The organism is Winogradskyella litoriviva, from assembly GCF_013249065.1.
Lineage (GTDB): Bacteria > Bacteroidota > Bacteroidia > Flavobacteriales > Flavobacteriaceae > Winogradskyella > Winogradskyella litoriviva.
Genome location: NZ_JABRWQ010000006.1, coordinates 321,784 through 340,252, shown reverse-complemented (window position 1 = coordinate 340,252; position 18,469 = coordinate 321,784). Strand labels below are relative to the sequence as shown.

Genomic DNA, 18,469 nt, shown 5'->3' with positions numbered 1-18,469 from the left:
GAGTGAGAAATTAAGAGAATATTCCGCTTAAAATTTCGGGTTTTGATTGCGAAATATTCGTGCTTTTGTTGCGCTGCGTTATTACAGCCAACGTGTTTGTATATGGTTTGTTGCGTGGTTTAAGCACATAATTTAGCAAATAAAAACCGAATAGAAAATCCGCGAGGATTTTCGTAAGTAGGCTAGAACTAGCAATAAATTATATACGGTGTTGGCAACCGTTTTTTATGTCAAAAGTATTTCAATTTCTCTTTGTTCAGACCAATTTTGAATATCCTCATATAAATAAGTTTCTTTAAAATCATTTAGGTCATAAGCAAGTGTAAGACTGTCTTCAATGGAATTATGGTCTTGAAGCATTCTATTCCGACTTTTTAGAACTTTTTTCATTAGGATATATAAAATTTGTGAAAGGTCGTGTCCGTTCACTAATTGCTCAAGTATATATTCAGTTTCCTTTGTTTCAGTTAATCTTTCTGATATTACTTGAATAGATTCAATTTTTGAGGATTTATTAACAGAGTAATTGTTGGTCGTAGTAATCATTTTATCTGTGCCCAAAAAATCAAGAGTTTTATCACATATAAAATTTTTATATTTTAAATGATTACCCTCTGGATTTTTGGGTTTGAATACTAAACCTAAATCGAAAGTCTTATTAGCTAATTTTAAATAACCTATTTCTTTCCCTAAATCAAAAATCTTGTTTTTAATTGAAATACCTTTTTCTTTTTCGAATGCTTGTACACGAGATTGAGAGCAAAAAACACGAACTACATCATCTAAAGCCTTTGTTTTCATTATCATTACTTCAATATCGTGGTCGTCAGTCATAAAAATCCCATCAATATCTACTTCATTACCAGTGATTTTTCTAAAATCAGAATCAATAATGCCAAGTTTTTTATCGAACCCTCTTTCTGTCAGTATTTTGAAAATGTCTTGCACCCTTTGATTGCCAAATGCTTCTTTGATTGAAACTTTATCGGAATTAAAAAATTTACCATAAAGTTTAGAATCTTTAGGTCCCTCGACAATTAAATAATAGCCTTTAAAGGATTTATTTTGCATTATTGAATTGGCAATCCTTTCATTTGTAATAAATTCCTCCATTATTCTACACCAATTAATTCAACTTTTAAATCCCAATTGTTGGCGATTATATCAGGGGAATGTGTTGCGATAACAACCTCTAAATTGTTTAGTTCTGTGATTTCTTTGACATCTTCAATGAAGCAATTCTGCCAAGATATATGTAAAGAAACTTCAGGCTCATCAATTAATATAAGAGAATTACTTTTTGACTTAAAGAGCAATTCATAGAATAAAATTAATTCATTTTGTTCTCCAGAGGAAAGTTTAGTAACTGGAATACTTTGAAAGTTTTTATTCTTATCCTTTATGATAGTTGAACGAAAAACAAAACCATCTTCTTTATCTACAAAAAATTGTTTGTGTTTAAATCTTTTATTAATGATGTTCATTAGCAAATGAATTTTCTTTGCTATATCATCAAAGATTTCAATTTTTTTGAAACTGTCTTCCACATAAAGCATTAATACATCTTTGATTACTTCCTGTGGCTTGTCAATTTCTAAAATATTTGAATCTTTTTCAATTTCTATTAATCCAACTTTATCAAGTAATTCTCTTTTTTCTTCTAATCTTTTTAACTCTGTATTTAGATGTTCATCGGTTACATTAGTAGATTTTTTTATTCTGTCAATAAGTCTATTTGGATATGTACGGTCAAGTTTAGATGATAATTCTGTAGATTCTGTTAAAAAGGATTTAACAGTCTTGCTTAATTCTTTTGAATATTTATCGACAGTTTTTTCGTGTGTTTTTTCTTCTCTTTCCTCTAAAGAAATAAGTCTTTGAGTTTCTATTAGACTCACTGATATTTGTTTGTGTCTATCCTTAAACCATTTAGGTCTTTCAGAATCACCAAGTTTAATGTCATAGGGTAGGTAACCACCATATTTTTGAACAACTTCCTCTGCGTGCATTAATTCACCGGTTCTCCTATTTTCCCATAATCTAGGGCCAACTCTACCAATCATTCTTGTAGTTCGCGATATCCTGCCAGCCATTGCTCGCAAATCATCGTCATCATAACTGATTAATTGTATTGGTTTGTATGAAGTTTTATTTTTATTGACTTGGGTTAGGATAAGTTTTGGCACATCATCTTTTCGCTCTTCTTTTTTAAGCTCCCATTGAATTCCATCAGTAAACTCAAGAATGAATTCTTTAAAATCAACAGAATTTAGATAAAAATAACTTCCTTTGAAAAAAGATTCAATCATCTCAAGTAGAATAGTTTTTCCAAGCCCATTTTCGCCTATTACTATTGTGATTCCACTTTTTTTATTTATCGGTATCGTATGGTCAAAAATTCCAAAAAGCTTTTTAACACTTATCTTTTTTAGTTTCATTTTTTGTTTTTAGTTGTTTTTTCAAATGGTTGCCAACGTGTTTGTGTATGGTTAGTTGCGTGGTTAAGCAACTAAGTTAGCAAACTTTTACTAACCTGTGAATATTCCGCAGGAATATTCGCAAGTAGAGAAGAAAACAGCAATTAATTATACACGGTGTTGGCAACAGGCTTTTATTCTATCAACTTATCAATTCGTTCAGCAAGAAAGTGAGTGAATTCCAAAACTTCTTTGGGTATGTTTTCCGTTTCTTCAAAATCGTCCAAGTCAAATGTTTTTAAATCTCCATTTTTCTTTATAAATTCCAAATAATATCCACATCCATCAGTACAATCAGGACATCCAAATTTTTCTTTATCAGTTTTCCAATTATATAACGTTTCGGGTATTTTATTTACAATCTCATATGCGATTTCAAGTTTCTTTTCTTGGTTTAAGTCAGTTTTAAATTCAACTTTATTCTTTAAACTAAAATATGTGTCTTCAAAATCAGCAGCAAGAGTAGGTTCTTTTTTGTCAAATGTCAAACGAAACATTGGTGCGCAACTTTCGTCACATTCTCCGCAGTATCTTCCAAAAATTATTTGTCTAAATTTTATTGATTCCGTTTCTGTTTTTGAATTAGACGAAGTTTCTTTTAATTCAGATTTTGATTGGTTTTTACACGAAATCAAAGTTAAAATCAGAAGTAGTATATTCAATGTGTGTTTCATTTTCAGCTTGTTGCTAACGTGTTTGTGTATGGTTAGTTGCGTGGTTAAGCAACTAAATTAGCAAACTTTTACGAACCCGAGAAAATTCCGCAGGAATTTTCGCAAGTAAGCACGTAAAAAGCAATTAATTATACACGGTGTTGTAGCTAGTTTTTTTAATCAATGGTTTCTTTATTCTGCAATTATCCGCTTATAACTTTTTTCCAGTAATTCGGATAGCTTTAGATTCTCCGTTTTTATTTTTAAAAACATCTCATTATACAAAGAAATATTCTCTTCATTGTATTCTGGATGTGTTTCGTCAAAAATGAAATAAAAAATACTTTCTATTTCATTGTCTGTTAATTTTTCCAGTTTCTCGCAAGCAGTTTTTGTGTCGGATAAAAATCGTTCATAAATTTCAAAACCAGCTCTTAAATAATCAGCTCCATATTCACCTCCAATACATATGTTAAAATACTTTTCGTAGTATGCATCTTTGTCATAATAGTCCATTATGCTTAAATATTTAACCCAAGGATTTACAACATAGAGTTTAGGAACAAAACCTTTTTTGTGCTTGTTTTTTTTCCATTCCAAGTCTTTTTTCCACGAATCTATATACATTGCATCACTCATTTCAGAATGACTATTTGGAAGTAGTTCAAAAAACATTTTTTCTAATTTTTTCTTTCTCTCTCCATCGCTTTTGATAATTCTATTTAAATATAAATTAATAGAATCCACTCTTGATTCAGACACTTTTAATTTAGAAAAATCAATGTCATTTTGACTTAAACACAGATTGCAAATCAACAAAAACAAAAACAAAAGTTTATTTTTCATAAGGTGCTCCTAAATTAGCTACAACGTGATTGTGTATGATTAGTGGCGTGTTTCAGCACCTAATTTAGCAAATAAAAACCGAATAGAAAATCCGCGAGGATTTTCGTAAGTAGGCGAGAACTAGCCATTAATTATACACGGTGTTAGGCGCTGTGTTTTTCAGTCACAATTTTTCTTTAATTGCTTTTTTCCAAAAATAAATTCCAAAAACACAAGTCACGATAGCAAACATAATTCCGTTTTCGCCAAGCCAATGTTCCGCTCCTTCATTTTTTATTGTTAATTCGGGTAATATTTTTTGAATATATACATTACTTACTGCGTGAAAAATTACTGCTGGCCATAGGCTTTTAGATTTAAAAGTGTAATAAGTCATAATGAACGACATTGAGACTATAACAACATAAAATGTCGTCAATTCCAGGATTACATTTTCGCCATAATATGCAATTAATGGCCAATGCCAAGTTGCCCAAATAATTCCACTAAAAATGGAAACACCAGTAAACGAAAGAACTTTTCTTAATTCATAAATGAAAAAACCTCGCCATCCAATCTCTTCTCCCAAAGTTGTTGCTGCTGCTCTAATTACTTCGATAGTTCCTAATAAGATAATAGCTATGATTGCAATCGATGTTGGATTTAAAGTTCCTATTCCAATTAAACCAAGTTCTTTTCCCCAATCTGTTATTGCTTCGCCATTTGTCAAACTTCCAAAGCCAAAAACCCAAATTAGTATATAAGTGATTAAGCCATATAAAGCAGGAATAAAATAAGAAAGTCGAATATATTTCCAATTTCCCCAATTCCAATTTAGTGAAGAAATAGGGCGTTTTATCAGTTTTAAAGTGATTATGGTAGCTATGGCAGGACACCACATTAGTCCTCCAATATATATTCGTGACGGATATAAATTAACTATCGCATAATGAAATAAAGAGCTTAAAATTGTAACAATAGCAAGGAAAATAAATATTGTATTCCAAGTTTTTTTTCGTTCCATTAAATTTTCTTGCATTTGAACTTCTGATTGGTTTATTAATGGAAGACGATGAGTTCGTAGTTTTGTTACATTGCGCCTAACGTGTTTGTATATGGTTTGTTGCGTGGTTTAGCACGTAATTTAGCAAATAAAAACCGAATAGAAAATCCGCGAGGATTTTCGTAAGTAGGCTAGAACTAGCAATAAATTATATACGGTGTTAGGCGCTGTGTTTTTTATTTATAATTTTTCTTTAATTGCTTTTCTCCAAAAGTAAATTCCAAAAACGCAAGTCACAGTTGCAAACATAATTCCGTTTTCACCAAGCCAATGTTCCGTTCCTTCATTTTTAATGGTTAACTCAGGTAATATTTTTTGAATATATACATTGCTTACTGCGTGAAAAATTACTGCTGGCCATAGGCTTTTAGACTTAAAAGTGTAGTAAGTCATAATGAATGACATTGAAACAATAACAACATAAAATGTTGTCAATTCCAAGATTACATTTTCACCATAATACACAATTAATGGCCAATGCCAAGTTGCCCAAATAATTCCACTAAAAATGGAAACACCAGTAAAGGAAAGAACTTTTCTTAATTCATAAATGAAAAAACCTCTCCATCCAATCTCTTCCCCTAAAGTTGTTGCAGCTGCTCTTATGACTTCAATAGTTCCTAATAAGATAATAGCTATGATTGCAATCGATGTTGGATTTAAAGTTCCAATTCCAATCAAACCAAGTTCTTTTCCCCAATCTGTAATTGCATTTCCATTAGTCAAACTTCCAAAGCCAAAAACCCAAATGAGTATATAAGTGATTAAGCCATACAAAGCAGGAATAAAATAAGAAAGTCGAATATATTTCCAATTTCCCCAATTCCAATTTAGTGAAGAAATGGGGCGTTTTTTTAGTTTTAGCGTAATTATGGCAGCTATTGCAGGACACCACATTAAGCTTCCAATATATATTCGTGAAGGGTATAAATTAACTATGGCATAATGGAATAGAGAACTTATAACTGTAACAATGGCGAGGAAAAGAAAGATTGTATTCCAAGTTTTTTTTCGTTCCGTTAAATTTTCTTGCATTTAGTTTTCTGATTGGTTTGTTAATGGAAGACGATGAGTTCGTAGTTTTGTTACATTGCGCCTAACGGTTTTGTGTATGATTAGTGGCGTGTTTAAGCACCTAATTTAGCAAATAAAAACCGGATAGAAAATCCGCAAGGATTTTCGTAAGTGGGCGAGAACCAGCCATTAATTATACACGTTGTTCTACGCAGTTTTTTCTTCTTTTATTTCCTCTAATAGTCCAGTAATTTTCTTGTTCAGAATTACTCTTTTTCCATTGTCCAATGAATACTTTTCCATTCTTAAATTTCCTTTAAGGTCTATCGTAAAATGATATTTCATTTGAGCTTCTCCAGCAGGTTTTTTCGGCAAACCATTCAGTCTCATTTTAGCAAACTTTGGATTCTGACTTGCTTTTGGTTTTTCTCCATAGTGAATTGTGGCTTCTGAACTTATTTGATTGTCAGCTACTGTTTTTACAATTGTAGAAGATGATATTGGAATCATTTCTCCTTTTTCTACAATTATGATATATCCATCATCTTTCAGACTTGAGCCAATAGAGTGTTTTAATCTATACTTTTTAGTTAAATCAAGTGAATAAGCAATTTTTTGAACTTCTATATTGTCTGGTGCGATTTCGAATGCAGATTCTACAATTTCTGGTCTATTCGTAACTTTTGCTTGGAAAACAATGTCATTTGCAAGATAATCCCTTGCTCTTAAAACATTATTTTCGTCAACTTCGAAACGAGTTAGCTGTCTGATTTCCGTTACTTTTTCAGTTAAGGATTTTAGTCGCTCAAATTCACTTATGAATGATTCAATAGTGTCTTTTTCTTTTTCTATTATTAGTACGTTTTCTCTGTTTTTATTTTCAGCATAATAAGTCCAATTGTACGAACCGTTTATTAAAATTTGGTCGTCAATTACGCAAAATTTGTTGTGCATTGGATTGTAACCGTCTGAAAAGTAAAACTCACCACCTTTATCAACGAACTGTTGAAAATTCAGTCCCGTATTTCTATTGTTAATAAAATCATTGTGGATTATTAATTCAACTCTACAACCTTTTTCGATTTGTTGGATTAGTTTATCAAAAAGTTCTTCGTTTGTGAACCAATAAACAGCAACAATTATTCTTTCAGATGCTTTGTCGAGAGCACTAATTATATGTTGTCTTATATTATCGAAATGTACATTTACCATTGGTTTGTCAAATTGCGTAGAACGTGTTTGTGTATGGTTAGTTGCGTGGTTTGGCAACTAATTTAGCAAACTTTTACGAACCTGCGAAAATTCCGCAGGAATTTTCGCAAGTAAGCACGTAAAAAGCAATTAATTATACACGGTGTTAGCTTTTAGTGCTTATTTATTCATTTCGTTTTTGTTCATTCTTTTCTAGTCAGTTGTAATTCCTATGACCTTCATTAAAATGAATGATAAAAGTAAAAGTGATATTATGAATAAGAGAGTTAATAACAGGTAAAATCCTAGTTCAAAAAAATACGAGCGAGGTTTAATCTTTTGTAAATAAAACTTTGATTTCATAAATCTATAGTTGTGTAAATAACCAATAAAAAATACATAAGCAAATAAGATAAAAATGAAAATATATCCTTTCAGATTACTAGATGTATTTATTATTAAGGTTCTTAATTCTGATGTCACTAATTTTTGTTTTTAAATTTTCAGTTTATTGTCATTCCGCAAACTTGCTCAAATTCCGATGTTGTTTTTCCAGTTCTAATTACACAAACAAGCTAAAAAATCAGTCGTAATTCAATTCAAAGTTTGAGTGAGCAATTCCTAATTTGCTTTTCATTCCACGTTTGGGTGATAATTCCGAAAATTTTGAAATTCCGTACATAGTTTTTCTATTTTATCTACCTTAAAATTCTAAAAAAATCGAAAAAAATAAAACAGGCTTTTTTTCAAACCGCAAACTTGCTCCAGCATTAAAGCTAACACTTATATATACGAAAGTGCTCCTTCAAATGTAATAAAAATATTTTAATAAAGAATATGTATAATAGCCTTTGATATAGTGATTTATTGTTGTGCGCATTTTAGATATCGTTAATAGAAATAAGCGTATTTTTAATATAATTGATATACGAAATGCGAACACATTGAGCTGATTTTAATACATATACAAGCATTTACAAACGAATGTAAGTAAGTAAATACCGATTAACATTTGCAAACCACCACATCTTTGCAGTGTCGAAATATAACAACTCGATAGTATTAACTGTTTAACCATTAAATTTAGAAATTATGAACACACTTAAAAACAAAGTACAGTTGATTGGTAACTTAGGTAATGACCCAGAAATCACCAATTTTGAATCAGGTAAAATCTTGGCTAAATTTTCTATCGCTACAAACGATAGTTATAAAAATGCACAAGGCGAAAAAATTACAGATACCCAATGGCATAATGTGGTTGCTTGGGGAAAAACAGCCCAAATCATAGAAAAATTTGTTACTAAAGGAAAAGAAATTGCAATAGAAGGAAAGCTAACTACTAGAACTTGGGAAGATAAAGAAGGAATGAAACGCTACATAACAGAAGTAGTTTGTAATGAGCTTTTAATGCTTGGAAATAAACAGTAAACTTAGCAGAAACATAGATATCATTACATAGAAAGGCATCAGATATTTTTTAATTAACACTTAAAAATTTCTGATGCCAATTTTAATTACAGAAACATTTTATAAATCGCACGTTTATAAAATGCCGTTGCTGTTATTGTGCGCTCCAGCCTCCATCTAAAACAAAAGATGTTCCGGTAATGGTAGTAGAACTTTCTTTTGCTAATAGAATGGCTGTATTTGCAATGGCTTCTAACGGTACAAATTGCTTTACTGCTTGCTTTTTTAGCATTACTTTTTCTACAACCTCCTCTTCGGTCATTTGGTGTGCTTTGGCTTGGTCTTTTATTTGCCCTACAACTAATGGTGTTTTTACATAACCAGGACAAATAGCATTGCAAGTAATATTAAAAGGAGCACCTTCTAAGGCCATTACCTTTGTCATACCAATAACACCATGTTTTGCTGTGACGTAAGCCGATTTAAATTCTGAAGCTCTTATGCCATGTACAGATGAAACATTAATAATTCTTCCAAAATTTTGTTTTTTCATTTGTTTCCAAGCAGCTTTTGAAGCGTAGAAAACAGCATTCATGTTAACAGCAATAATGTTTTCATATTTCTGGTTTGGAAAATCCTCAATGGGTGACACAAATTGAATGCCTGCATTATTTACTAACACATGTAAACTACCAAAAGTGTTTATGGTTTCAGTTACAAGGTTTTCTATGGCTTCAGATTGTAATAAATTGGCGTTAGAGAACCCAACTTTAATATCGTATTCTTTCCCTATGTTGTTTGCTATATCTTGTCCGTTAGATTCTAAACCATGAAACATTATATTATAACCTTTTGTTGCAAATTGTTTTGCAATACCTAAACCAATTCCGCTTGTGCTACCTGTAATAAGAATAGTTTTATTCATGATTTAAAAATTTTTGAAGTTCTAAATTAAAGGCTTCAGGTTGGTCAATAACAACGGCATGTCTAGAGTTTTTAATGATAACTAATGATGCATTTTGTAATCTATTTACATAGGCTTGTTTAAAATATTCTGGCGTATAATCCATGTCTGAGCCTACAACTAGGGTTCGGGTTTTAATGTCTTTAATTTTTTTTCCTAATCCCCAAGCCATTAAGGTGGTAAACGATTTATAATATGCATTATAATCGTTTATTTTACAGCGTTCTTCAAACTCATTTCTTAAATCTATTTGATGGTCTTCTGGAAACATATTAAATGAAATCTCTTTTGCCAATGCCTTTAATCCTTTAGTCTCTAAAAATTCAGTTCTGTTTTTTAAAAGGTCTTCACCGATTTTACCCATGTTATTAAAATCTGGACCAGAATTTACTATCACTAAATTTTCTAAATATTCAGGATGTTTAGAAGCCATTTCAAAAGCTACTGCGCCACCCATTGAAAAACCAACAATCGTAGCTTTTTTTATGCTTAATTGATCCAGAAGTTGTTTTACATCTTCGGTCATTAGTTCTACACCATATGCATCTTGTGGTTTTGTAGATGCGCCATGTCCACGCAAATCAACAATAATAACACGATGTGATTTAGAAAAGAAAGGGACTTGTGCGTCCCAATCTTTTTTAGTGGATCCTAAGCCATGAAGAAGTAAAAGTACATGGCCTTTTCCATGGTCTTCATAATCTAGTTCTATGTCGTTAACTTTTATTTTCACAATGAATGAGATTAGTTAACTGTTGCCGTTTTTTGCTTTAGGCTAAATTGATATTTAAGCTCTAAAGACACCAAGGTTTCTATGGCAGGTGAAGCAACAAACTCTCTTATCTCAGCATTTAAAAGATTAGTAATACTTAATCCCATTGATAACTGATCGGAAATATTATATCCTGCGTTAGCATCAATTGTAAAACCTCCTAATTGTCCGTAATTCCAAGTTCTTCCTACTTGAGCATTCTCTACAATTTCATTAATACCGTCACCATCTTGGTCTTGCGTTTCTGCAGCTACATTGATACCAGAAAAGAAATCATATTTTTCAACATATCTACCAAAAATTGCGCCATAGAATTTTCCTTTGTTGTAATGTAGTCCTACGCTAAATTTGTGGTTTGGTGTATTAATTGGTAATTCGTTTTCTAAAACTTGTCCATCTAAATTACCATCATTATCAAGATCATTTGTATCTAAATCACGATCAAAATAAGAATAGTTTATAGAAGTTCTAAAATGATCTGTAAAGTAATAGTTTAATCCTATATCTGCGCCATAAGTATCTACATGTCCAAAGTTAGAATACGTTAAAATAAAAGCGCCAGTATTACCTTCGCTAACCTCTCCAATAGGTTTGTCACCTACATGTGTTACAAAATTACCATTTGCAGCATCTGCAATATTTCTAAGTGGACTTATAAAATTATCAGATTGATTGTAGTACGCATTAACATCAATAAACAACTTATCAGATAATTGACCTTTGTAGCCTATCTCATAAGAATTAATAGTTTCTACATCTAATTTTGCAATTTTGGTACCATCAGTTAGCGTAAAACCTTCACCATTACCTAATACTAAACCTCCAAACAAGTTTCCTTTAAGGTTTAAAATAGATGGTACAGCGATTCCTTTTCCGTAAGTAACTCTAAATGTGCCGTTGTTTAATTTTTTAGTCACTGCTACTTTTGGTATAAAGTTAGAACCGTATAACTCATGGTTATCTAGACGTCCTCCAAATAAAAATCCCCAACCAGAATCAGCTAATTTGTATTCTAACTGTGTGTAGATTCCGGTTTGATCTAAATCAATTCCGCCTTCATCTAAAAGGTAAGTTCCTTTAGAGTCTGCCATGTCTAATTGGTATTGGGCACCTAAAGTAACATGAAGGTTGTTCCAGTTATTGTTGTACTGAGCTTCTGCATTAAAACGTTCAGAGGCATCTTTAAAAAGAGCACCACGTTGAAGCGGAACGCCAACACCTGGTCCTAATGGAAACCATTGTTCTGTGAACGAACGCTCTCGAGCTTCTTCTTCTGAAAAACCATTTTCTATAAATGACACATAGTTTTGAGTTCTTTGATTTATAGCATATGTATCATCAGTTCTACTCCAAGTATAATAGGTGTTTGCAAAAAAGTGTTGAGATACATATTTTAATTGAGCAACATCAATACTCCAATCTTTAATTTGGTTACGGCCAGCACTTGTAATACCAATATTGTTATTAAGGCTATGTCCGTAATAACCAGTAATTTCCGAACCTTTTGTTGGTTTGTAATATATAGATGCTCCATATTTTTTAGAATCGAAATGACGATTTAAATCTAATTCTGTATAAGATTCCGTCCCTACATACACGCTATCTACATAGTTAAATTCTTTTCCTTGTGATTTTTCAAAATGAAATTTATAAGCAAATTTTTCGTTTATGGCTTCTGCATGTCTTAATCGTGTTGTTAAAACACTTTGGTTTCCAAAACCTAAAGCAACCGTAGTACCTTCAGATTGTCTTGGATTTTTAGTAATTGTACTAACTAAACCATTATGAGCGTTAGGTCCATAAAGTGTTCCGTTTGGACCCAATAATATTTCTACACGTGCAATATCATCTTTAGTTACTGTAGAGAATGAACCCATTGGTAAGCCCGTTGCAATTAATGTAGATAAGCGATCATCTGTTACTTGTAAGTTTTTAGAATTAAAAGCAGAGTTAAAGCCTCTTATGTTTATACCTGTTCCTAAAACACCACTTCTAACAAAGTCAACTCCTTTTTGTCTCGCAGCTAATTCACCTATATTAAAACTTGGGAATTCTTCAATATCTTTTGAAGTAATAACGTTAACAGTTGCAGGTACATCTGTTATTTTTTGCGGTTGTTTATTGGCAGTAATTACAACCTCATTTAAGATACTGTCAGATTCTTTAAGAGACGTATTTAGTTGTGTTGTTTTGCCAGCCATTATAGAGACACTTTGAGTAGTGATGGCATAACCAACGTAAGATATAGAAACTTCATAAGTGCCAGCAGCTAAATTTTCTAGAATAAATTTTCCGTCGTAATCTGTTACTGTACCTTTGTCTAAAGCCTTAATGTATACTGTTGCACCAGATAAAGGTGTGCCACTTCCTTCTGTAATTATTCCCTCTAAACTGCCTGTGTTTTGAGCAGACATAGTAAAAGTACTAATGAGAGTTAGTATTAAAAGTAGTTTTTTCATAATATAAGAGAATTGTTTAGAATTAGTTTATAGGGCAATCTATTATGAAATTAAAAATAAAGACTATAAAAAGGAAAAGGTTTGATGTGTGACTTTTTATTTAGAATAGAGAATATTTATTCATTTTGTTGTAAAAGTGTTGTTTTTGTTGGTTAAATTTAGATATGCGACTTTAACTGTAAAAAAGCTTCAGGTAAGTTGTTAGAAAGTCTATCAATCACTTTAATCATTAATTGTTTTTGGTTTTTTGTAGGTTGAATAGATTTAAGAGGTGCTTTTATTTCATCTAATAATCGATTAGAATTTATATGACCTTCCATGTATCTTGAAAGTGAAATACTCCATGAAATATTTGGCACATAATTACTCTGTTTTTGTCGTTCAGTTTCTTTTTCGGTAAGGTTAAATTTTGAAGCTAACTTTAAGACTTCATCATATTTTTCTAGAATAATTAGCACATTAATGTATGAGGTGAAAAAGTGGTGCCAACGATGGTTTAAGACCTCATTTTTATATTGTCTTAAAAACGTTTTTGCTGTAGCTTCTGCCAGTTTGTTTTTTTTAAGTTCAGATAACACTCTAATTTGATAAGAGCAATAGCCAATTTTTTGGTGATAATTATGTGTTTCCTTATATAAATCTTGATGCTTTTCTAATAGTAAAAAAGCATCATCAGGCTTATGATTTCTTAGTAAAATTGCGACTAAATTATTGAGATACATTAACGCATCATTATTATTTTGTCTTATGGATAAATAGCCATAGAATTCAGCTTTTTCAAATTCATCTTGTTTAGAATGTAGTAAAACTCTACTCGCATAGTAATTAGATAAAATACGTCTAGAATACATATCACCTTGATTAAAGTAAGTATCAATTTGGTCGAAAATAATTTTTAATTTACCATTTTCGTTGTAATTGGTGTACATAAATGCAAGTAAAACAAAAGCTTGATATCTGTTTTTTCCATCTATATTTTTGTCATTAAAAACAGCAAGCAACCAATGTTCTAAATGTTTAGTATCGTTATTATTTAAAGTGTATTGGTTGGTGATTTCGGTAGTAGCATCGTAGAGTTGGTCTTTTACATTTATAGCTTCGTTATAATTAGTTTTAAAGGATTCTATAAAATCTGCCACAGTTTTATGGTCTTTATAACGCATTCTTACTAAAAGATACGATTTGTACTCTTTGGCAAGCTCGTATAAATTCTGAAAATTATACGCAATGTTTTTATAAACTGAAATGTAATGTAGAAACTCTTTTTCTTCTTTTGAAGCTATGGCATCTGTTAATATTTTTTTGTTTAGAGACATTATCCATTCAATAGTGGTGTCTACATCTATGTTGGCTAATTTTTTTTCAATCCAAACTTTTATATAAGAATATTTTCGTTTGTCTATTGTGGCATCATATTCTACTTGTCTATTTTGAGATAAAGCATTTGAAATAACACGCGAAATTATACTGCGTTTTTCAATATCTGTAAACTGATAGTTTTCTTCGAGATATTTAGCTTCATTGGGTAAAATGGTTTTACTAAATGCCGTGAATTTTTTAAGCTTTGTTTTCATTCTGCATTTACAAATTGCTCAATAAGTGCGTTAACTTCTTGTGGTTTCTCGTATTGTACAAAGTGACCAGCATCTTTTATGTATTCAACTTTTACAGTTTTAATATGTTCTGCAGCAATTTCACCAATGTTTTCTACAGTTAATTTTGGATTAAAATAGCGATTAGGAATCAGTGCATCCTTATCTCCAAAAATCACTAAAGTTGGACTTTTTATGGATTCTAGATCGTTAAAAACAGGTTCATCTAACATACCAGAAATACTATTAACTATGGCTTGGCAATGGGCTTTAAAATCTGAAGCTTCTTTAATCATCTTTCGGTCATTAACCATTTTAGAAACATCTTCTGGTTGCTTGTAAAAATTAAGTGCGTAATTCTTTTCTATTTGCACATCGAGAGTATTTGCTACTGATTCTGGTGTGAAATACGATTTCATGAAAGTCGCATTAGCTTCAGAAAATTGTTCTAAACCAGCTGGTGCAACTAAAATCAACTTTTCAATCATATCAGGATAATTTGAAGCAAATTTAATACTTGCTTGTCCACCCATTGAATGCCCAATAAGTGTAATGTTCTTTAATTCTAATTTTTCAATAAATTGAAGTAGTGCTTCAGTAAAGAAGCTAGGTGTGTAATCTGCCATTGGCTTAGACGATTTTCCGTAACCAGGTAGGTCTAAAGCAATACATGTATAATCTTTACTTAGTGTTTCTATGTTTTTAGACCAAGCATCAGAATTACTACTTAAGCCATGTACAAACAAAAGAGTTTTTTTACCATTCCCTTCTGTTACATAACTAATTTCTAAACTGTCTAAGCTTATTGTGTGCGTTTTAAAATTATATGCTGAAAGTATATCTTTCATTGGTTTTTTAGTGTTTTGCGAAAATAAAGTCGTGTTAAAAAGGATAATTGCTAATACTATTCCGAGTCTTTTCATTCTTGGGATTTTATGACGTTAAAATATTTATTTAATTTTTTTCTCGATACTTTTCCTAAACTAGTTAGTGGAATTTCATCTAAAATAAAAATGTACTTAGGATGTTTAAAAGCGACCAAATTTGTTTTTAATTCTTCGCGGATTTCCGTAGCAGAAAGGTCTTTGTTTGTTGAGGTTACAAAGGCTATGCCACATTCGCCCCATTTTTCGTCTTTTACACTTAAAACAACGGCTTTTTTAATGTCTTTTATTTGTTCTAGATGTGCTTCAATTTCTTGAGGATATATATTTTCTCCACCCGAAATATACATGTCGTTTTTTCTGCCTTTCATGTATAAAAAGCCTTCTTCGTCACTATAAGCAAAATCACCTGTAAATAGCCAACCTTTCTTTATTTTATTACTTGTTTTAACGGAGTTATTCCAATAACCTGGAGTAACAATATCACCTTTAATACAGAGTTCGCCGACTTCATTAGGTTTCACCATTTCTCCTTTTGTATTCACGATTTTTATGTCTAAATAAAAATTGGGTTTTCCTATGGAATTTGGTTTCAGCTCTGCCATTTTATGGTGCAAGGACGTTATACTTGGTCCTGCTTCGGTAAGTCCATAACCTGGTCTTATATAGATGTTTTTTTCATTTTTCCAGAAACTTACCAATTCTGACGGTACTTTTTCTCCACCCGAAATAATGTATCTTAATTTTTTAAGGTTAACATCTTTAAAAACGGGCGTTTTTTGCATCATTAATAACATGGTTGGCAATGCCATGAATAGTGTTGTCTTGTTCAACTCTAGGAGGCAAAGTATTTTTTCGGAATCAAATTTTTCTAACATACCTATATGTGCGCCTTTGTGCAGTAATGGCGTTACAAAAACATTCCAGCCAGAGGTATGGTAAGGTGGTAACGTATTTATAGTTGAATCTCTAAAAGTAATGCCGAGTTGCATTGAGGTGTTTAAGCTGTTCCAGAATAGCATTTTATTGGTGTAAATAACACCTTTTGGTGTGCCAGTTGTTCCGGAAGTATAGAAAATAAATAACGTATTGTCTTCTTTTATTTGAGAGATTTTAATTGAAGTGTTTTCTGAATTTTGATAATAATCTGCTATTGTTTCAAAAGTTAAAACTTTTAAATCTTGAATTGGTAATTGTAAGGCTTTGGCTTTATGGTTGCTATTGTAGATAAATAAACTAGGCGTACAATCTAAAACCAATTTAGATATTTCGTTTACGGATTGTCTGTAGTTTAAAGGCACAATAACGAGTCCCATACGCTGACAAGCCACAAATAGAACCATGTAGTCTAAACCATGGTCTGCTAAAACAGCAATTCTATCACCTTCCTCAAGATTAAGGATTGTAAATTTTTGGATTAAGCGATTGGCATAATTGTGTAAGTCACTGTACGTATAGCTTTTGTTAGCGTCATACGATGTAAGTGCAATTTTATCTGGCGTGTAATCTGCCCATTTAGCTGTCCAATCTAATCTGTCCAAGTTCTACTTTTTTTATAATCTATGTTATATATAATGTAACCTACAACAAGTGATGTTAGGATTCCGATGGCTGCCGAAACACCAGGATTATTTACAGGTTCTTGCATGTATGGTGTAAGTCTTCCGTAATAAATGCCGAAGTGAACAACAATAGCAGTAATGCTCGCGATAAATACTGCTCTTGTTGAAACGTTTTTTAAAAAAGTTCCGAATAAAACAGGAACAAAAGCTGCTGCAAAATATGCATAAACACCATTTTGAGCAAAAATAGCAACACTCACATTTGGGTTTTTAATCTGTTCCCAACTTAATAAAAAGCTGACAATACCTAAAACGATAATGACAACTTTATTAATAGTTATAGTCTTCTCTGTAAACTTATCATTAAATAATGGATTTATAATATCTGAAGTAATAGTTATTGATAGTGATTGAATTAAGCTTTCTAAAGTTGATAAGCCTGCGGAAATTAAACCAACAACAATAACTAAACCAACACCTACGGAAAATTTAGTAACAACGTATGTTGGTATAATTTCATCCATTCTTAATTTTTCGCCATTGACCATAAAATCAGGGAAACTAATACGTGCATATAAACCAACTACAACGACTAAGAAGAAGACAATCATAAACGCAATTCCGCTAAAGAGATACGTGTTTATTTTACTCGAGTCTTTTAATAGGAGTGATTTTGTAATGATATGTGGTTGGCAAACAACTGCAACACCTATGACGATTTGTGTAAAGATAATTTCGAAATAATCTCTAAAAAGAAAACTAGATGGATTTGTTGGCTTGGTTAAATTTGGGTCAATAGTATTTAGTTTATCGATGAAGCCAGAAATGCCATCTACAAAATATTCTGAACCAGAAAATATTAAAATCAATGCTACAATACACATTATTATGGCTTGAATAGTATTGGTGTAAACCATAGAATTTGCACCGCCAAACATCATATAGCCAAACACAAATACTGTGATTCCCATAAGAACATAGAATGGGTCTGCATTAAGTGATTTAGAGATGACTTGTGTTAAGCCTACATTGATAAGAACTATAAACGTTATGAGTAAAAGCGCAATAATACCAAAGAAAAAAGCATAGTTTTTACTATTATAACGCTTGCCAATCCATTGTGCCATGGTTGTTGCTTTTACAGCATTACCTTGTTTAACAAAGCCTTTTGTAAATGCTATTAAAGATATAAATGCGGCAATTGGTAAAACCAGAGCAAAAGAGATGACTCCAGAAATTCCATATAGTGCAATAAATCCAGGGTTAATAATAAAAGTTGCAGCACTGGTCATTGAAGCAGCTAATGATAACCCAACAACCCAAGATGGGAAACCAATATTGCCAACAGCATAATCTTTTATACTGGTATTTTTACGAGCACCTCTTATAACGAAAAATAGGATTATAGCAGCATATACTGCTAATAAAATCCACATATAGGTGACCAACTTATCTGATGCTATCATTTTAATAATTGTCTTTAAAACAAATAACAAACTTTATATAATCTTTGAGTTTATTATTTTAGTTTCTTAAGGTGTGACTTTTTCTATTAAAAGTTGATTATTCTAGATTAACTTAAGTTTTTCAATACAAAAAGTAT

At 31.5% G+C, this 18,469-nt stretch carries 15 protein-coding genes; 1 reads left to right on the top strand and 14 read right to left on the bottom strand.

Going from position 1 to position 18,469, the window contains the following annotated elements; translation table 11 throughout:
• Positions 1-225: 225 nt before the first annotated feature.
• The 7 genes from HNV10_RS14835 to HNV10_RS14805 all read right to left on the bottom strand — a co-directional run bounded on the left by HNV10_RS14835 (position 226) and on the right by HNV10_RS14805 (position 7,301).
• Positions 226-1,113 carry a DUF4435 domain-containing protein gene (locus HNV10_RS14835; RefSeq protein WP_173302174.1) on the bottom strand — a complete coding sequence of 296 codons (888 nt, stop codon included), beginning with the start codon at positions 1,111-1,113 and terminating at the stop codon, positions 226-228.
• Positions 1,113-2,438 (bottom strand): AAA family ATPase, encoded by a 1,326-nt coding sequence (locus tag HNV10_RS14830; protein ID WP_173302173.1) that lies wholly within the window; start codon positions 2,436-2,438, stop codon positions 1,113-1,115. The genes HNV10_RS14835 and HNV10_RS14830 overlap by 1 nt, the downstream gene beginning before the upstream one ends.
• Before the next feature lie 173 nt (positions 2,439-2,611).
• Entirely contained in the window at positions 2,612-3,151 is a 540-nt protein-coding gene (locus HNV10_RS14825; protein ID WP_173302172.1) for a hypothetical protein, read from the bottom strand.
• 171 nt (positions 3,152-3,322) lie between these two features.
• Positions 3,323-3,976, bottom strand: a complete 654-nt coding sequence (locus HNV10_RS14820) for a hypothetical protein (RefSeq protein WP_173302171.1) — start codon at positions 3,974-3,976, stop codon at positions 3,323-3,325.
• 163 nt (positions 3,977-4,139) lie between these two features.
• On the bottom strand, positions 4,140-4,979 hold the full coding sequence (locus tag HNV10_RS14815) for a CPBP family intramembrane glutamic endopeptidase (protein ID WP_241695519.1): 840 nt from the start codon (positions 4,977-4,979) through the stop codon (positions 4,140-4,142).
• A 219-nt stretch (positions 4,980-5,198) separates the two neighbouring features.
• A complete protein-coding gene (locus tag HNV10_RS14810) occupies positions 5,199-6,053 on the bottom strand; it encodes a CPBP family intramembrane glutamic endopeptidase (RefSeq protein WP_088355205.1) in 855 nt (284 codons plus the stop codon).
• Positions 6,054-6,239: 186 nt separating this feature from the next.
• Complete coding sequence (locus HNV10_RS14805) at positions 6,240-7,301, bottom strand: phospholipase D-like domain-containing protein (protein ID WP_173302169.1); 1,062 nt, start codon at positions 7,299-7,301, stop codon at positions 6,240-6,242.
• Between the two features lie 1,014 nt (positions 7,302-8,315).
• Here HNV10_RS14805 and HNV10_RS14800 point away from each other — a divergent pair.
• Entirely contained in the window at positions 8,316-8,654 is a 339-nt protein-coding gene (locus HNV10_RS14800; protein ID WP_173302168.1) for a single-stranded DNA-binding protein, read from the top strand.
• A 133-nt stretch (positions 8,655-8,787) separates the two neighbouring features.
• Here HNV10_RS14800 and HNV10_RS14795 read toward each other — a convergent pair whose 3' ends face one another.
• From HNV10_RS14795 to HNV10_RS14765, 7 genes are all read right to left on the bottom strand, one after another.
• Complete coding sequence (locus HNV10_RS14795; protein ID WP_173302167.1) at positions 8,788-9,558, bottom strand: 3-hydroxybutyrate dehydrogenase; 771 nt, start codon at positions 9,556-9,558, stop codon at positions 8,788-8,790.
• Positions 9,551-10,330, bottom strand: a complete 780-nt coding sequence (locus HNV10_RS14790) for an alpha/beta fold hydrolase (protein ID WP_173302166.1) — start codon at positions 10,328-10,330, stop codon at positions 9,551-9,553. The genes HNV10_RS14795 and HNV10_RS14790 overlap by 8 nt, the downstream gene beginning before the upstream one ends.
• Before the next feature lie 11 nt (positions 10,331-10,341).
• Positions 10,342-12,828, bottom strand: a complete 2,487-nt coding sequence (locus HNV10_RS14785) for a TonB-dependent receptor (protein WP_173302165.1) — start codon at positions 12,826-12,828, stop codon at positions 10,342-10,344.
• Positions 12,829-12,986: 158 nt separating this feature from the next.
• Positions 12,987-14,402 carry a hypothetical protein gene (locus HNV10_RS14780; protein WP_173302164.1) on the bottom strand — a complete coding sequence of 472 codons (1,416 nt, stop codon included), beginning with the start codon at positions 14,400-14,402 and terminating at the stop codon, positions 12,987-12,989.
• Positions 14,399-15,343 carry an alpha/beta fold hydrolase gene (locus tag HNV10_RS14775; protein WP_173302163.1) on the bottom strand — a complete coding sequence of 315 codons (945 nt, stop codon included), beginning with the start codon at positions 15,341-15,343 and terminating at the stop codon, positions 14,399-14,401. The genes HNV10_RS14780 and HNV10_RS14775 overlap by 4 nt, the downstream gene beginning before the upstream one ends.
• Positions 15,340-16,845, bottom strand: a complete 1,506-nt coding sequence (locus HNV10_RS14770) for a class I adenylate-forming enzyme family protein (protein ID WP_173302162.1) — start codon at positions 16,843-16,845, stop codon at positions 15,340-15,342. Before HNV10_RS14770 ends, HNV10_RS14775 begins: the two co-directional genes overlap by 4 nt.
• Complete coding sequence (locus HNV10_RS14765; RefSeq protein WP_173302161.1) at positions 16,833-18,332, bottom strand: sodium:solute symporter family transporter; 1,500 nt, start codon at positions 18,330-18,332, stop codon at positions 16,833-16,835. Before HNV10_RS14765 ends, HNV10_RS14770 begins: the two co-directional genes overlap by 13 nt.
• Positions 18,333-18,469: the final 137 nt, after the last annotated feature.

What these genes read in the sequence shown, in the direction of transcription:
- HNV10_RS14835 (WP_173302174.1), bottom strand. Translation starts at nt 1,113, where the DNA reads ATGGAGGAATTTATTACAAATGAAAGGATTGCCAATTCAATAATGCAA.
- HNV10_RS14785 (WP_173302165.1), bottom strand. Translation starts at nt 12,828, where the DNA reads ATGAAAAAACTACTTTTAATACTAACTCTCATTAGTACTTTTACTATG.
- HNV10_RS14825 (WP_173302172.1), bottom strand. Translation starts at nt 3,151, where the DNA reads ATGAAACACACATTGAATATACTACTTCTGATTTTAACTTTGATTTCG.
- HNV10_RS14815 (WP_241695519.1), bottom strand. Translation starts at nt 4,979, where the DNA reads ATGGAACGAAAAAAAACTTGGAATACAATATTTATTTTCCTTGCTATT.
- HNV10_RS14800 (WP_173302168.1), top strand. Translation starts at nt 8,316, where the DNA reads ATGAACACACTTAAAAACAAAGTACAGTTGATTGGTAACTTAGGTAAT.
- HNV10_RS14820 (WP_173302171.1), bottom strand. Translation starts at nt 3,976, where the DNA reads ATGAAAAATAAACTTTTGTTTTTGTTTTTGTTGATTTGCAATCTGTGT.
- HNV10_RS14810 (WP_088355205.1), bottom strand. Translation starts at nt 6,053, where the DNA reads ATGCAAGAAAATTTAACGGAACGAAAAAAAACTTGGAATACAATCTTT.
- HNV10_RS14765 (WP_173302161.1), bottom strand. Translation starts at nt 18,332, where the DNA reads ATGATAGCATCAGATAAGTTGGTCACCTATATGTGGATTTTATTAGCA.
- HNV10_RS14780 (WP_173302164.1), bottom strand. Translation starts at nt 14,402, where the DNA reads ATGAAAACAAAGCTTAAAAAATTCACGGCATTTAGTAAAACCATTTTA.
- HNV10_RS14775 (WP_173302163.1), bottom strand. Translation starts at nt 15,343, where the DNA reads ATGAAAAGACTCGGAATAGTATTAGCAATTATCCTTTTTAACACGACT.
- HNV10_RS14795 (WP_173302167.1), bottom strand. Translation starts at nt 9,558, where the DNA reads ATGAATAAAACTATTCTTATTACAGGTAGCACAAGCGGAATTGGTTTA.
- HNV10_RS14830 (WP_173302173.1), bottom strand. Translation starts at nt 2,438, where the DNA reads ATGAAACTAAAAAAGATAAGTGTTAAAAAGCTTTTTGGAATTTTTGAC.